A 15,800-nucleotide genomic window follows, 5' to 3' on the forward strand; every position below is an offset into this window, starting at 1 on the left:
GTCCAACCCGCCTGCCAGTTCAGGCTCGATGCGAGAGGCCGGGGCTGCCCCTTCGGCCAGATCGTGAGGTAGGAGCTGGCGGTGGTGTTGGTGACCGTGGCGTTCAGCACCACCGCGGTGGCATCCGCCGGCACCGGGCTCGATCCGCCGGCGACCACCACGTCCCGGCTGGTGCCCGCACCCCACGGGCTGCCGTACGGCCCGACCTGCGGCCCCGAGGGCCGCGAGTCCTGGATGCGCACCGGCGTGAGCGAGGTGAACCCGGCCGCCGGTGCGGTGCGGTAGTAGCCCACCACGTCGAAGATCACGTCCACGTTGCCCCGGTTGTTGAACACACTGACCTTGCCCCCGGTGCCCACCTTGACCGTCACGGCATTGGGCACCGTCCAGCCCGCCTGCCAGTTGAGGCTCGACGCCGTCGGGCGGTCCGCCCCCTTCGGCCAGATCGTCAGGAACGAGTTCTGGGTGGTGCCCGTGACCGTCACGTTCAGCACCACCGCGTCGGCGTCTCCGGGAACCCCACCGACACCGGCCACGGTCACGTCACGGGTGGTCCCCGCACCCCAGGGGCTGCCGTACGGGCCGACCTGCGGTCCACTCGGGCGAGAGTCGAGGATGCGCACCGGTGACATGGCGTTGAACCACACGTCCGGAGGGGGCGGCGGACCCTTCACGAAGGTCCGCGGGTCGGACACCCCGAGCACCGCTCCTCCGCTGTCGAGGCTGGACACCCGCCAGAAGTAGACGCCATTCGGGTACTCCTGGACGGGGGCGAACGAGGTGGTGGAGGTGGTCACGGTCTCCTTCACGGGGGAGAACGACGGTGACGTGGCGATCTCGACCTTGTACTGGGCGGCGTTGGCGACCGGCCCCCATTCGAGGAGCAGGGCACTGCCCGGCACGTTCGCCCCGTCGGCGGGCGCGACGAGCGCCGGTGCCTCCTTGCGAATGGTGAACGTGCGGAGCTGGCCGTTGGTCTCCGGGGCGCTCCACGGCCCCTTGCGGCTGTCCGCGTCGAAGCGGCGGATCCGCCAACCGTAGGTCCCTTCGGGCAGGTTGCCGGTGGGCACGATGGCCGTCATGTTGGTGCTGCCCGAGAACACCCGGTTGGCGGTGACCAGCACCTGGTTCGGATCCTCGACGTTCTTGTAGATCTCGACGTCGTAGCCGAGCGCGAAGAGCTGCGGCGCCCAGCGCAGCACCGGCACCCCGAACACCTCCGCCCCGTTCGCAGGGGCGGTCTGCGTCGGCACCGGAGAACGCTTCTCGCGCGTCGCGGGGTCGAAGACGCCCGGTTGGCTCCACGTGAGGTAGTTGCCCGAGGCGTCGATGGCCTGCACCCGCCAGTAGAGCGGACCATCGGGGTAGGTCATGTCCGGCGCGATGTAGCTGGTCTGGTCCACCGTGGCCGAGTCGAGGATGGTGGCGAAGTCGGCGCGGGTGGAGATCTGGATGCGGTACCGCTCGGCGGCCTGGGAAGCCTTGTCCGCGGGAGAGGTGGGACTCTGGTTGGTGAGCAGGTAGTCCCGCCAGCGGAAGATCACCCCGTTCTGGATCCGGTCGTCCGGTCCGAGATCGGTGCCCGGCTGCTGCCCGGGAGCAGGTGCCACGCTGGCGAGCTCCCGGGGCGCCAACAGCTCGACCCCCCGCGACTCCTTCCGGAAGGCCCGCACCGGCGAGTTCGGATCGGTGGCGAACGAGCCGGGCTCGGGGGCGTCGATGTCGATCGGGCGGGCGTACCAGTAGATGGCCTGCCCCGCCTGGCTGTCGGCCAGGGAGAGGGTCGGGGTGTGGGACACGTCGTAGGTGTTCACGGTCGCGGACGAGATCAGGTTCGTGAAGTTGACGTCGCGCGCGAACTGCACCTGGTAGCGCCCGGTGTAGCCGGGAACCGGATCCCACCGCAGGGTGGGGGTCTCGTAGACCTTGCCGCTGCAGGCCGGTGGGCAGTGCACGGGGGACACGAGCGTGGTGACGTTCGGCGCGAGCACCCCGAAGGTGGACTTGGCCGCCACCCCGTCATGAATGAGCGTGGCTCCGTTGTAGGCCTTCACGTACCACTCCCAGATGCCCTGGGTGAGACCGAGGCTCGGGTAGGCGAAGCCCGGAGCGGTGAGGTTGTCGGCGCCGGTGAGGATGCTGAACGAGCCCGCACCCGGGGCCTTGGCCCAGATCTCGTAGCGGGTCGCCCCGGTGATCTTCCGCCACGTCAGCACCGGGGTGTGCGACGGGTTCGCCACCGCCGGGAGCGGCTGGAACGTCAACACCGACGGTGGGGCCGCGTTCAGCGTGAACCGGCGCTTCAACGACTCGTGCGGCGCAGGCCCGATGTTGCTCTGGACGTACCACTTGAAGGGCCCGTCGGAGGGGATCAGCGTCTGCGGGACGTAGGAGGTGCTCGCCGTCGTGGCGGTCTCGGCCACCGTCCCGTTGCCGCGCTCGATGGTCACCGTGTAGCTGGTGGCGCCCGGCTCACCGGTCCACCGCAGCACGGGGAGGTCCACCGGCGTGGTGATCGTGTCGGCGGGCTCGAGGCCCCGCACCATGTCGGGCTGGAAGACGAACGAACCGGTCGCCGACCAGATGCCGTTCACGGGCAACGGGTCATCCAGTGGCCGCACCCGCCAGTAGCAGGTGTGGCCCACCGCGCAGGCCCCGATGCTCGGGGTCGTGAGGGTGTAGCTGGTCTGGTTGGTCGTGAAGCTCGCGATCGACCCGCTGAACGTCGAGGAGGGACTGATCTGCAGCTGGTACCGGCTGGCGAGCCTGACGGGAGTCCACGAGAACTGCCGATCCGCCAGTACTGACTCGTTGGCGGGAAGACACAGCTGCACCACCGTGAAATCGTTCGTCGACAGGCAGCCCGGCGGCGGATCAGCCGACGGTGGGCTGGTGAGCTCGGGCGCGGGCCACGATCGGGTGAACGTCCTGGTTGCGGACCACGGCCCCGCGACACCCGAGACGTTCTTGGCCCGCACCCGCCAGTAGTAGGCGGCGTTGTTGAGGGTCGTCGACGGCGAATACTGCGTCGACTTGACGTTCGTGGCGTTGATCACCACGTTGTTGGTGAAGTTGATGTTCGAGCTCACCTGCAGGTCGTACGCGGAGGCGCCCTTCACCGGGGTCCAGGCCAACACCACCTCGTCGATCGAGGGGCTGTTGGTGTCGGGGGGGTAGATCCCCTGGGGGACCTCGGGCCAGTCCATCGAGTAGCTCTGGGGGGTGCTCCACAGCGTGGGCACGCCCGTGGCCGACTTCGCCCGCACCCGCCAGTAGTAGGTCTGCCCCACCGTCTGGGGGCTACTCACCGAGTAGGACGTGTTGGAGGTGGTCGCCGACACGGTGATCGGGGCGGTGAACTGGTCCTCCGTGTCGATCTGGATCTCGTAGGTCTTGGCCCCCGACAGTGGCGACCACTCGAAGAGCAGGGCATCGTCGGGGTACGTGAGGGTGGCCCCGCTCAGCGGCGCGATCGGTTCCGGGCCGTTGGGAGCGGTCTTGGTGAACGTCCAGGTGTCGCTCCACGGTCCGGCGGCATTGGCCGCGTCGTAGGCCCGCACCCGCCAGTAGTGGAGGACCTGGGCGAGGTCGTTGGGCGGGGTGGCCATGAGGTTGAACGTCGTCTGGTTGTAGACGGTGCTCGAGAACGTCGCGTTGGTCGAGACCTGCACCTGGTACTTGACCGCGCCGACCGCCGCGTTCCAACTCAGCACCGGGTTCGACGTGGGGACGGACCCGTCCGCCGGGCCGACCAGGGTCGGGGCCGGCGGTGCAGCCCCGGCGGGTGCGATACCCAGGCCCGCGGCCAGGATCGCCGCCGCGATGGCGATGACGAGTCTCTTGGACGCACGTCCCACCTCGACCTCCACTCCCCCATCGGCCACCGCTCGGCCGCCCACGGCATGTGCTTGGAGATGCGACTATGACAAGCCGCAACGCGGATACTACACGTGGTGGCGCGGACGCGACCCGCGCTTTGAGGCCGGTGCCGGCTACCGGGAGATGCGTTCGATCACCACGATCCGGCCGAGCGGGGTGCTCCGCGACGACACCGGTTCCCACTCCGCCCACTGCCCCCGAGGGATCCCCGGGGCATCGAACAGGATCACCCGCTCGACACCGGCACCCGCCAGCCCCTCGGCGGCGAGCGCCCCGCTCTGGTCCCGGACATCCGGCGCCAGCCAGACGTAGCGGTCGAACTCCCCGAAGAGCAACTGCGGGACCAGCCGGTTGTAGGACACCACGATCGGGCGATCCGGGTGGGTCCCGACCCCCGCTCCGCCGGCCACGGAGCTCAGCTCGCTCAGCGCGACCTGCGTGGCCGCGACCGAATCGTGCCGGTGGCGGATGACCCGGAGCCCGATCAGCGCCACCGTCAGGGACACCGCCACCGACAACGCCACCACCCGATGGGCCGTCGCCGGGTGCCAGCCCGAGCTGGCGCGACGGATCGCGTCCAGGGCGAGTGGGGTGACGACGGGGAGGATGACCGCGAAGTAGCGCCCGCCCCACTGGATGCTGCCTCCCACCGGGTAGTTGGTGGCCAGGACCGCAGCGGCGAACAGCGCGGTGGTCAGCCCGGCCAGCACCGGGAGCCGGGTCGCGAACTGCCCCCGGGCGAGGAGCGCGACCCCGACGAGCAGGATCGGGAACGCGGCGAACAGCCCGAACAGCTCCAAAGGGGGCGAGAGCAGGCGAACCCCGTAGCAGGCCAGGGCAGCCGAGAGTGCGAGCGCCAGCGGGGCACCTCGCCGGTCGATCCTCGTCCGAGCCGCACCCACGACCAGCAGCACCACCGCGACCAGGACTGCAGCCACGCCGAGCGAGAACCGCCCGCTGACTCCAGGGTCGAGCCAGTCGTTCCACAGCGCTTCCACCCGGCCCAACACCCATGGCCGGGGGCGATGCGAGAGCCGGAGCCCAGGACGAGGTGACAGCGTGCCCAGGATCGAGCGGACGACCACCCGCTCGCCCAGGAACGCTGCCCCGGTCGCTGACAGGACGGCCGCGGCGCACACGAACGTCCACCGGGAGCGCCAGGCCACGGCGAGGGCCCCCAGCGCCAGGCCCAGCGCGCCTCCGGCCAGCACCCCTTCCGTGCGCAGCAGGGCGGTGACCACCACCAGTGCCGATCCCGCAGCCAGCAGGCCGGCCCGAGCGAGGGAACGCCGCTCCATCGACTCCCAGATCGCGAGGACACTCCAACCGAAGGTGGCCGCGGCGAGGGTGTGGGCCAGCACGGCGAACGCATCGATGAACAGCGGGCTCCCCAACCCCAGCACCCAGAGGGCCGGGCGGGCCAGCGAGGGGGAGAGGCGCTGAGCCAGCAGCCCCCCCGCAGCCGCCGCGAGCACCGTCCCGGCAACCGACAACGCGACGAGACCCCAGTCCCCGCCGATGGCACCGGCGAGCTGCAGCAGCCTCGGGTAGAGCGGGTGCTTTCCGTAGGGGGCCAGTCCCTTCGATCCGTGATCTCCGATCGGGAACGGGCTCAACACCCCTTCGGGATCCACCTCCGGGACCGGGTTGGCGTAGATCCAGGTGCCCTGATCCAGCAGATCGGCCTGGAGGATCGCGGCCCCCTCGTCGCTGGTCCACCCGAAGCCCGGACGCGTGTACCAGGCACACAGGACGAGTGCGGCAGCGAGCATGCACAGATGCAGCGGCAGCGGCGCGTGCCAGAGCCGGCGCGCAAAGGCGAGCGCCCGGACCTGCGTGGCCTCGGCGTCAGTCACCGATGGTCAGCCCACCTCGCGCAGCTCGCGCTTGAGCTCCCTGATCTCGTCCCGCAGGCGGGCAGCGTATTCGAACCGCAGATCGGCGGCGGCCTCGTGCATCTCCTCCTCGAGCGTGCGGATGAGACGGGAGAGCTCGTCCGCCGGCAGCCCGACGAGGTCGTGGTGAGCAGCATCTCGGCGGGTCGAGCGGCGACCGGCACCGGGCACCGGCGAGGCCTCGCTCGGACGGAGATGGGCGAGGATGTCGGTCACGGCTTTGCGGATCGTCTGGGGATCGATCCCGTGCTCGGCGTTGTAGGCCATCTGCAGCTGGCGGCGGCGGTTGGTCTCCGAGATGGCCCGCTGCATCGAGTCGGTGACCGTGTCCGCGTACATGATCACCTGGCCGTCGACGTTGCGGGCCGCCCGACCGATGGTCTGGATGAGCGAGGTCTCGCTCCGGAGGAACCCTTCCTTGTCGGCGTCGAGGATGGCGACGAGCGACACCTCTGGCAGATCGAGGCCCTCCCGGAGCAGGTTGATGCCCACCAGCACGTCGAACTCGCCCAGGCGCAGATCGCGGAGGATCTCGATCCGTTCGATGGTGTCGATGTTCGAATGGAGGTACCGCACCCGCAGCCCCTGCTCCAACAGGTAGTCGGTGAGGTCCTCGGCCATCTTCTTGGTCAGCGTGGTGACCAGGACCCGGTCGCCCTTCGCCACCCGCTGGTTGATCTGCTCGATCAGGTCGTCGATCTGGCCCTTCGTGGGCTTGACGATCACCTCCGGGTCGACGAGGCCGGTCGGCCGGACGATCTGCTCCACCACCCGCGTGGCGTGCTGCTGCTCGAACGCACCGGGAGTCGCTGACAGGAACACCACCTGCCCGACCCGCTCGAGGAACTCGTCGAAGCGCAGGGGCCGGTTGTCGGCCGCCGACGGCAGCCGGAACCCGTGCTCGATGAGGGTCTCCTTACGGCTTCGATCTCCTTCGTACTGGCCGTGCAGCTGCGGGACGGTCACGTGGCTCTCGTCGATCACCACCAGGTAGTCATCGGGGAAGTAGTCGAGCAGCGTGTAGGGCGGTTCTCCCGGGCGGCGGCCGTCGATCGGCGCCGAGTAGTTCTCGATGCCGTTGCAGTAGCCCACCTCCTGCATCATCTCCAGGTCGTGCTGGGTGCGCATGCGCAGGCGCTGGGCCTCCAGCAACCTGCCCTGCTGCTCAAACCAGGCCAGCCGCTCCTGCAGCTCCGCCTCGATGCGGGCGATGGCGGCTCGCATGCGCTCCTCACCAGCGACGTAGTGGGTCGCGGGGAACACCACCAGCTCGTCGAGCTCGCTGACCTTCTCGCCGGTCAGCGGGTCGACCACCAGGATGCGTTCGACCTCGTCGCCGAAGAGCTCGATGCGAACCGCCGTCTCGTCGTACGCGGGGTGAACCTCGATGGTGTCCCCCCGGACCCGGAACTTCCCCCGGACCAGGTTCAGGTCGTTGCGCTCGTACTGCATGTCGACCAGCCGGCCCAGAATCGACCGTTGGTCGTGGAGCTCGCCCGTCCGGACGATGAGGAGCTGGTCCCGGTACTCCTCCGGGGCACCCAGCCCGTAGATGCATGACACCGAGGCCACCACGATCACGTCCCGGCGGGTCAGCAGCGCCGAGGTCGTGGAGTGGCGGAGGCGATCGATCTCGTCGTTGATCGAGGAGTCCTTCTCGATGTAGGTGTCGGTCGAGGGCAGGTACGCCTCGGGCTGGTAGTAGTCGTAATAGGAGACGAAGTACTCGACCCGGTTGTCGGGGAACAGCTCACGGAACTCGTTGGCGAGCTGCGCCGCCAGGGACTTGTTGGGCGCGATCACGAGGGTCGGCCGCTGCACCCGCTCGATCGTCCAGGCGATCGTGGCGCTCTTGCCCGAACCGGTGATGCCGAGCAGGGTCTGGAAGCGGTTCCCCGACTCCAGGCTCTCGACCAGCTCCTCGATGGCTCGCGGCTGATCGCCGGCGGGCTCGAGCTCGGAGACCACACGCAGAGGAGGCACGGACCGAGCGTACCGACGAGGTCCGACGTTCGAGCTCGGAGCAGGCCAGGCACCACCCGCTCGCCGGAGCCGGAGCCCGGGCGCAGTAGGGTTCGAGCCCGGAGCTGTCACCGAGAGGAGGAGCCGCGATGCGTGACGCCCTCGGGGCGGTGCAGTCGATGCTGGTGCTGGGCGGCACCTCCGAGATCGCGCTGGCCACCGCCCGCCGCCTCGTCGAGCGAGGCTGCCGGCTGGTCGTGCTCGCCGTGCGCGACCCCGACACCGCCGCCGGCGCCACCTCCCAGCTCGAGCGCCTCGGCGCGTCCGTGGACGTCGTGGCCTTCGATGCGCTCGACACCAGCTCCCACGAGCGGGTCATCGGCGACGTCTTCGACCGGCACGGCGACATCGACCTCGTCCTGCTGGCCTTCGGGGTCCTCGGTGACCAGGCCACCTTCGACCGCGATCCGGCTGCGGCCGCGGCCGCCGTCTCGGTCAACTACGTGGGCGCGGTCACGGCCTCCCTCGCCGTCGCCGAGCGGTTCCGGGCTCAGGGTCACGGCACCCTGGTCGTGCTGTCGTCCGTCGCGGCCGAGCGGGCTCGGCGGACCAACTTCGTGTACGGCTCATCCAAAGCCGGGCTCGACGCCTTCACCCAGGGTCTCGGTGATGCGCTGACCGGCACGGGCGCCCGCACCATGGTGGTGCGCCCCGGCTTCGTGCACACCCGGATGACCGAGGGCCTCCCCCCGCAGCCCTTCGCCACCTCGCCCGACGCGGTGGCGAAGGCCATCGAGCGGGGCCTGGCCAGAGGCGACGAGATCGTCTGGGCCCCGGGCCTCCTGCGCTGGGTGTTCATCGTGATGCGTCACCTGCCCCGGCGGCTGTGGCGCGTGGTCTCGGCCCGTTGACCCCCCCACCACGCCCGTCGCTGCCCGGTGCGGTGCTCCGGGCGCTCCGCCCGAAGCAGTGGATCAAGAACGTGCTGGTCCTCGCCGCCCCGGTGGCCGCGGGCGTCATCGACGACCCCGACGTCCGTCTCGAGACCCTGGCGGCGTTCGCCGCCTTCTGCCTGGCCGCGAGCGGGACCTACGTGCTCAACGACGCCCGCGACATCGAAGCCGACCGCCTCCACCCCACCAAGCGCCACCGCCCCATCGCGGCCGGGGCCGTGCCGATCCCGCTTGCCTACGTACTGGGCCTCACCCTCGTCGCGGCCTCGCTGCTCGTCGGGTTCGAAGCCGCCCCGAACCTCGGCTGGACCATCCTCGCCTACCTCGTCCTCACGACCGCCTACACGCTGTCCTTGAAGCACATCCCGGTGCTCGACGTGATCGCCGTGGCGTCCGGCTTCGTCCTGCGGGCCGTGGCGGGAGCCGCGGCGACGGGTGTGCCGATCTCGGAGTGGTTCTTCATCGTGACTTCGTTCGGCGCCCTCTTCATGGTCTCGGGCAAGCGGTCCGGGGAGGCCAGTGACCTGGGTATCGACGCCGCGGACGTGCGAGCCACGCTCGGCCACTACTCCTCCTCATACCTGGCGTACCTGCGGACGGTGTCGTCGGGGGTGGTGCTGGTGGCGTACTGCCTGTGGGCCTTCAGCTCGGCGGAGGCCTCGCCCGGCGCCGAGCTGTGGTACCAGCTCTCGACACTCCCGTTCGCGGTGGGCATCCTGCGCTACGCGATGCTCATCGACCAGGGGCACGGGGCCGAGCCGGAGCACCTGGTGCTGTCGGATCGGATGCTGCTCGCCACCGGCGCGGCCTGGGCCATCATCTACGGCTATGCCGTCTACGCCGGCTGACCGGGCGCCCGCGCTCCCGGCCCACCACTCGGAGCTGTCCGGCTGGGGGCGTACCGCGCCGAGCGCGGCGCGGGTGCTGCGGCCCGCCTGGCCCGACGAGCTGCACCCGTTGCCGAGCGATCGGCGCGGGGTGATCGCGCGGGGCCTCGGGCGCAGCTACGGCGACGCGGCCCAGAACGCCGGCGGCACGGTGATCGACATGACGGGCGTGGCGACGTTCACCCTCGACCGGGAGTCGGGCGTGGTCACCGCCGAGGCGGGGGCGAGCCTCGACGCGCTCATGCGGGTGCTGGTCCCCCGCGGCTTCTTCGTACCGGTGACCCCGGGGACCCGGCACGTTACGGTCGGCGGGGCGATCGCGGCGGACATCCACGGCAAGAACCACCACGTCGCGGGGTCCTGGTGCCAGCACGTCCGATCGATGAGGCTTGCGCTGCCCTCCGGCGAGCAGGTCGAGATCACCCCCACGAGCGATCCCGAGCTGTTCTGGGCGACGGCGGGCGGCATGGGCCTGACGGGGGTGGTGCTCGAGGCCAGCTTCGAGTGCCCTCGCATCGAGACCAGCCGCCTGCTGGTCGACACCGAGCGCACGCCGGACCTCGACACGCTGATGGCCCGAATGGAGAGCGGAGACGCCCGCTACGAGTACTCGGTAGCCTGGATCGACCTGCTCGCCTCCGGCCGGTCCCTCGGCCGCTCCGTGCTCACCCGAGGCCGGTTCGCCACCGTCGACGAGCTGCCGCCGACCGAGCGGCACGATCCACTGGCGTTCGAGCCGCGCACGCTCGGCGCCGCACCTCCGTGGGCGCCTTCCGGCCTGCTCAACCGGGTCACAGTCCGGGCCTTCAACGAAGCCTGGTACCGCCGTGCACCCGCCTACCGCGAAGGGGAGCTCCAGACGATCACCCAGTTCTTCCACCCGCTGGACGCCATCGACCGTTGGAACCGGCTCTACGGCGAGCGTGGCTTCCTCCAGTGGCAGTTCGTCGTGCCTTTCGGGCAGGAGCAGACACTGCGCACGATCGTGACCCGCCTCAGCGCGGCGGGATGCACGTCGTTCCTCGCCGTGCTCAAGCGCTTCGGCGAGGCGAACCCCGGCCCACTGTCGTTCCCTCTGGCCGGCTGGACGCTCGCCCTCGACATCCCCGTCGGGACTCCCGACCTGGCGCGCCTGCTCGACCAACTCGATGAGCAGGTGGCCGCGGCAGGTGGTCGGGTCTACCTGGCGAAGGACAGCCGCCTGCGGCCGGAGCTGCTGCCCGTCATGTACCCCAGGCTCGAAGACTGGCGAGCGGTGCGCGATCGGGTCGACCCGACCCGATCGCTGCGGAGCGACCTCGCCCGCCGGCTGTCACTCTGACCGCGGGGCGCCCGCGGCGCGCGGCGCCCCCGCCAGCAGCCAGGCCCAGCACTCCTCGATGTGAGCGGCCAGCTCGGCCCGGGACCCGTTGTTCTCGATCACGAAGTCGGCTCTCGCCAGGCGCTCCTGGCGCGACGCCTGGCGGCTGATCCGGGCCCGGGCGTCGGCCTCACTGAAGCCCCGTTGCTCGACCAGGCGCCGGACCGCGATCTCTGGATCGGTGTCCACCACGATCATCGCCGCCAGATCATCCCTGCCGGACTCGACCAGGAGGGGGACATCGAGGATCACGATGTGGTCGGTGCCCTGTTCGGCGTCAAGGCGCCGGGCGATCTCGGCGCCCACCGCGGGGTGGACGATGGCGTTGAGGTCGGCCAGCGCGTCGGGGTCGTTGAACACCAGGTCGGCCACCGCCTGGCGATCGAGGCGACCGTCCGGCTGCAGGATCCCCTCGCCGAACCGCTCGACCATCGCCGCCAGCACGGGCTGGCCCGGTTCCTGGAGCTCGCGGGTGATGGCGTCGGCATCGATCACGACCGCACCCCGGGCCGCGAGAGAGCTGGACACGGTCGACTTGCCCGAACCGATGCCCCCGGTCAACCCCACGAGCAGCACGGCCGGGGACGCTACCATCGGGCGGCTCGGGCGGGATGAGGGGTCACAACCCCGGACGATCGACCGATTGGTTCCTGTGGACGACGACGCGACCGCTGCCACGACCGCAACCGTGCGCCCCTCCGGCGACCCGAACGGCGAGGCACTGACCCCCCGGGCCGCCGACCTCGCTCGTCTACGGACCCGAGGATCCGAGCCGGGCGCGGGCCCCCGGGGCGACGGGAAGAACTGGCGCGACCGGCTGGTGGAGCTGGCGGAGACGACCGACGGATCGGCCCACGACGACGGGATCGGGATCCTCGAACCGGTGGACCGAGTGGCCACCTTCGGCCCCGCCATCCTCGCCATCCGCTGGGGCACGACCGTGGCCTCGATCGCGCTCGCCACCCAGGACATCGCCCACCCACGGTGGCTCCTGGTGGCGTGGTCCGTGGTCATCGTCACCTATACGGTGCTCCGGACCGCCAGGCCCATCCGGTACTACGGCGATGTCCGCAGCCTGCTGTTCGTGATCGGGGAGGTCGCGCTCCACGTCGCCGCCCTGCTCAGCACCGGCTACTGGGAGAGCCCGTTCATCCTCACCCTCGTGACCGCGATCAGCGTCGCCGGGTTCGCCCGGGGGTTCGGCTTCGGCCTGCGCATCGGCATCGTGTCCGCGCTGGCGGTCTCGCTCCCCTACCTCATGGAGGACCCGAGCGAGGCACGCATCGTGGACTCCGGACAGTGGACGCTGGTGCTGCTCATGGTGGCGCTGATCGCGGGCTACGCCCGGCGTATCTCGGGCGAGGCCGACCGACAGCACTCCCTGGCCCTGGACCGCCTCGGCCGCCTCGCCGACGCCAACGCGCTGCTGTTCTCGCTCCATCGGGTGACGCAGACCCTCCCGGCGTCGCTCGATCTCGACGACGTCCTCGACACCACCATCGGGCGACTCAAGGGCCTGTTCGACTTCGACACCGCCGTCATTCTGGCCTTCGACGACACCGACGGGAACTGGCAGGTCCTGCGGCGGGAGGGTGTGGGCCGCATGGCCTCCCGGGTGCTCGACCAGGACCTGCCCCCGCCGCTGCGCCGGGCCATCCTCGACGAGACCGTCATCAACGTGCCCAGCCTGCCGGAGGCCGGATGCGCCGGCCTGACGCCCAAGGCCAGCTCCGGGCTGTACGCGGTGCTCTCGGCCCGAGGGTCCACCATCGGGCTCATCGCCATCGAGGACTCCGAGGAGCGGCACTTCACCGCCCGCGACGCCGAGCTGCTCCAGGGCTTCGTGGAGCCCGTCGCCCTGGCCATCGACAACGCCCGCTGGTTCGCCCGCCTGCGCACGGTGGGCGCGGACGAGGAGCGCTCACGGATCGCTCGAGACCTCCACGATCGGATCGGGCAGTCGCTGGCGTACCTCGCCTTCGAGCTTGACCGGATCGTGACCAGGTACGACAGCGGTGAGGCGCTCGACGGTGCGCTCGAACAGCTCCGGGACGACGTCCGAGGCGTCATCCGGGAGGTACGGGACACGCTCTACGACCTGCGCACCGACGTCACCGACAGCCAGGACCTGGCCGCCACCCTCGAGGCCTACGTCGCCCGGGTCCGGGAGCGCAGCGGGCTCACCATCGACCTCTACTGCGACCGCACCGCTCGCCTTCCCCTCCTGCAGGAGCGGGAGATGTGGCGGATCGCCCAGGAGGCGCTGGCCAACGTCGAACGTCATGCCCAGGCCACCGCGGTGCGCATCCTGTGGCGCTGCAACGGCGAGTCGGCCGCCCTCGAGGTGACCGACAACGGGCAGGGGTTCCCCATCGGCCGGGCCGGTCGCCTCGACTCCTACGGCATCCTCGGCATGCGGGAGCGGGCCTCGTCGATCGGCGCCACCCTCGAGATCACCAGCCAGCTCGGGAAGGGCACCCGGGTGCGCTGCAGCCTGATCCGCTCCGCACCCGCCGGCGAGAGCGCTCGCGCGGTGGGTGTCAGCGGCTGATGCGGAGAGTGAAGGGCTCAACTCGCCACCGCGGCGGGCCGATCACTGAGCGAGTGAACGCCCCTCACCGGACTAGTGTGCCCCCGGGCGACGTGTTGCACGCCGGAGGAGATGGAGAGGGGGCGCGGTGAACATCCGGCTCATGTTGGCTGACGACCATCGGATGCTCCGGGAGGGCCTCCGCCGCTCGATGGTCGACCAGGGCTTCGACGTGGTGGGTGAGGCGCGTGACGGCGACGAGGCGGTCCGGCTGGCCGAGGAGCTGAAGCCGGACGTGATCCTCATGGACGTGACCATGCCCGAGATGGACGGGGTCGAAGCCACCCGCCAGATCAAGGAAGCCCTGCCGGACACCCGGGTGGTGATGCTCACCATGCACGCCGACCAGGAGGTCCTGGCCTCGGCCATCCGGGCCGGTGCCAGCGGCTACCTGGTCAAGGACTGCTCGACGGAGGAGATCGCCTCGGCAGTGCGGATGGCCGCCAGCGGCGAGACGGCCCTCTCACCGCAGCTCGCGGCGTCCATGCTCGACGAGGTGCGTCGCATGGACCAGCCGACGAACGAGGACGAGCGGGTCATCACCCGCCGCGAGGAAGAAGTCCTCCAGCTCATCGCGGACGGCTGCTCGACTCCTGAGGTCGCCGAGCGCCTGTTCATCAGCCAGAAGACGGTCAAGAACCACCTGGCCTCCATCTACCAGAAGCTCGATGCCCGGGACCGCACCCAAGCCGTGCTGCAGGCGGTGCGGATGGGCATCGTCCACCTGGATTGACCACGCCGCGTGGCCCGCACCGGCCAAACCACCGGCCTTGTCGCGCTCACGAGGACCCCGACACCACGCCCCGTCGCAAAATAGGTCGAACGACCTATACGGGCGACGGGGTGGAGTGACGATGATTACCGGCGACAGGTAAGAGGCACCCGTCACAACGGGGGCCATCCGTCAGCACCAGACAAGGGAGACCACAACAATGCTCACGTCCTACGAATTCGTCAGCGCCTGGCTCCAGGCCCGCTGCAAGACCGACCGTGGTGCCTCGCTCGTCGAGTACGCGCTCCTCGTGGCCCTGATCGCCGTGGTGTGCATCGTGGCCATCCGGTTCCTCGGCCAGAGCGCCTCGGACAAGTTCGACTCGATCGGCGCGGAGATCTCGGGTACCTGATCCCGCCCGTTGCTCTGTAACCACAGAGGGGCGGGCCGGAGCCCGCCCCTCTTGGTGTCCAGGGCCCCTGGCAAGGAGGTACCGCGATGGGGTACGTCGATCGCGGCCGGGACGGGCTTGCAGGGGACCGCATGCGAGGGGACGAGGGCGCGAACCTCGTCGAGTATCTGCTCCTCGTCTCCCTCATCTGCGTCATCTGCCTCGTTGCGGTGAGTGCGTTCCGCAAGGAGGTCGACAAGAAGTTCGTCTACTCGGCCTCAGAGATCAGCGTCGCAGGCCGCTGAACGAGACCTGTGCGTGGGGGCGCTCCGGCGCCCCCACGATCGCGTCATCACCCGTTGCGCGTCGCTGCGGCATCGCAGCGGGCCGTCGCCCGCTCGCAGGCCACCACCCAGACCGGGTCCTGGAACACCACCCGCCAGTGAGGTGAAGACGCCATGAGCTCGGCGAGCGCCTCCGACCTCGGCCACAGCACGGCTTCCACGCCGTAGCTCGCCAGGAGCCCTTCCCAGGAAGGGTCACCCTTCAGCAAGGCAACCGCGTCGCGGAACACCTGGTTCGGGTACATGTCAGCCCGATCGTCCACGAACACCCGCGCGTCGTCGCCGTAGAGAAGCTCGAGGAAGTTCCCCGTGGCGTCCCGTGTCGCTACGTTGGCGCCATCCGCCCCGACCAGCCCGTGCTGGTCCATCCAGGCCACGGCGACCACGGGATCGGAGTCCAGCGCGAAGTCCGGCTGGGCGAGCTGGTCGATGCTCGATCCGATGGTCACGACGACCAGGACGGTGGCGGCGATCGCCCCCGCCGGCGAGCGCCTGGCGCCACTCCCCCGGGCGAGACCCTCGAGCCCTCGGGCCATGCCGGGCACGAGGGCGATGCTGGCCACTGCCACGTTGCGCAGCGCCAGCGCCGCCAGCAGGGTGAACACCACCAGCACCCCGCCATCCCGGACCGACGGGCGGCGCCGCAGCGCCACCAACGCCACCAGGACCTGCACGCAGAACACCACCACCCACCAGCGATCCAGGGAAGGTGGCTTCCACTCCACGATGTGGCGGAGTGACTCCCGGTGCGCCAGCGCGTCGAAGGGAAAGCGAAGCGCCCCCACCCCCAACGGGCCGACGATGCCGAGCACACACCCCCCCAGCGC

The 15,800-nt window shown here is 70.3% G+C and carries 11 protein-coding genes and 1 pseudogene; 7 read left to right on the forward strand and 5 right to left on the reverse strand.

What is annotated here, in order from left to right:
* The 3 genes and pseudogenes from V7004_RS06535 to uvrB all read right to left on the reverse strand — a co-directional run.
* Positions 1-3,857: pseudogene (locus tag V7004_RS06535) on the reverse strand (hypothetical protein); the annotation flags it as partial.
* A gap of 135 nt (positions 3,858-3,992) precedes the next feature.
* Entirely contained in the window at positions 3,993-5,735 is a 1,743-nt protein-coding gene (locus V7004_RS06540) for a hypothetical protein (RefSeq protein WP_334142876.1), read from the reverse strand.
* 6 nt (positions 5,736-5,741) lie between these two features.
* Positions 5,742-7,757: an excinuclease ABC subunit UvrB gene (gene uvrB / locus V7004_RS06545; RefSeq protein ID WP_334142877.1), complete on the reverse strand. Its 2,016-nt coding sequence runs from the start codon at positions 7,755-7,757 to the stop codon at positions 5,742-5,744.
* A 128-nt stretch (positions 7,758-7,885) separates the two neighbouring features.
* On the opposite strand from uvrB, the gene V7004_RS06550 reads away from it, so the two are divergent.
* The 3 genes from V7004_RS06550 to V7004_RS06560 are packed head-to-tail and all read left to right on the forward strand — an operon-like array spanning position 7,886 to position 10,897.
* On the forward strand, positions 7,886-8,647 hold the full coding sequence (locus tag V7004_RS06550; protein WP_334142878.1) for a decaprenylphospho-beta-D-erythro-pentofuranosid-2-ulose 2-reductase: 762 nt from the start codon (positions 7,886-7,888) through the stop codon (positions 8,645-8,647).
* The gene (locus V7004_RS06555) at positions 8,644-9,537 is read left to right on the forward strand and encodes a decaprenyl-phosphate phosphoribosyltransferase (RefSeq protein ID WP_334142880.1); all 894 of its coding nucleotides are present in this window, start codon (positions 8,644-8,646) and stop codon (positions 9,535-9,537) included. The genes V7004_RS06550 and V7004_RS06555 overlap by 4 nt, the downstream gene beginning before the upstream one ends.
* Positions 9,518-10,897, forward strand: a complete 1,380-nt coding sequence (locus V7004_RS06560) for an FAD-binding oxidoreductase (protein ID WP_334142881.1) — start codon at positions 9,518-9,520, stop codon at positions 10,895-10,897. Before V7004_RS06555 ends, V7004_RS06560 begins: the two co-directional genes overlap by 20 nt.
* Here the strand turns inward: V7004_RS06560 and coaE are convergent.
* A complete protein-coding gene (gene coaE, locus V7004_RS06565; protein ID WP_334142882.1) occupies positions 10,889-11,512 on the reverse strand; it encodes a dephospho-CoA kinase in 624 nt (207 codons plus the stop codon). The genes V7004_RS06560 and coaE overlap by 9 nt on opposite strands.
* Positions 11,513-11,588: 76 nt before the next feature.
* On the opposite strand from coaE, the gene V7004_RS06570 reads away from it, so the two are divergent.
* The 4 genes from V7004_RS06570 to V7004_RS06585 all read left to right on the forward strand — a co-directional run bounded on the left by V7004_RS06570 (position 11,589) and on the right by V7004_RS06585 (position 14,934).
* The gene (locus V7004_RS06570; protein ID WP_334142883.1) at positions 11,589-13,487 is read left to right on the forward strand and encodes a GAF domain-containing sensor histidine kinase; all 1,899 of its coding nucleotides are present in this window, start codon (positions 11,589-11,591) and stop codon (positions 13,485-13,487) included.
* Positions 13,488-13,629: 142 nt separating this feature from the next.
* Positions 13,630-14,259 (forward strand): response regulator transcription factor, encoded by a 630-nt coding sequence (locus V7004_RS06575; protein WP_334142884.1) that lies wholly within the window; start codon positions 13,630-13,632, stop codon positions 14,257-14,259.
* A gap of 199 nt (positions 14,260-14,458) precedes the next feature.
* Entirely contained in the window at positions 14,459-14,650 is a 192-nt protein-coding gene (locus V7004_RS06580; RefSeq protein WP_208027910.1) for a Flp family type IVb pilin, read from the forward strand.
* An 86-nt stretch (positions 14,651-14,736) separates the two neighbouring features.
* The gene (locus tag V7004_RS06585) at positions 14,737-14,934 is read left to right on the forward strand and encodes a Flp family type IVb pilin (RefSeq protein WP_334142887.1); all 198 of its coding nucleotides are present in this window, start codon (positions 14,737-14,739) and stop codon (positions 14,932-14,934) included.
* Between the two features lie 47 nt (positions 14,935-14,981).
* Here the strand turns inward: V7004_RS06585 and V7004_RS06590 are convergent.
* Positions 14,982-15,800 (reverse strand): hypothetical protein (locus V7004_RS06590; protein ID WP_334142889.1); only part of this gene is annotated, 819 nt, incomplete at its 5' end.

It is taken from the genome of Rhabdothermincola sp. (assembly GCF_036846205.1).
Taxonomy (GTDB): domain Bacteria; phylum Actinomycetota; class Acidimicrobiia; order Acidimicrobiales; family Acidimicrobilacustridaceae; genus Rhabdothermincola.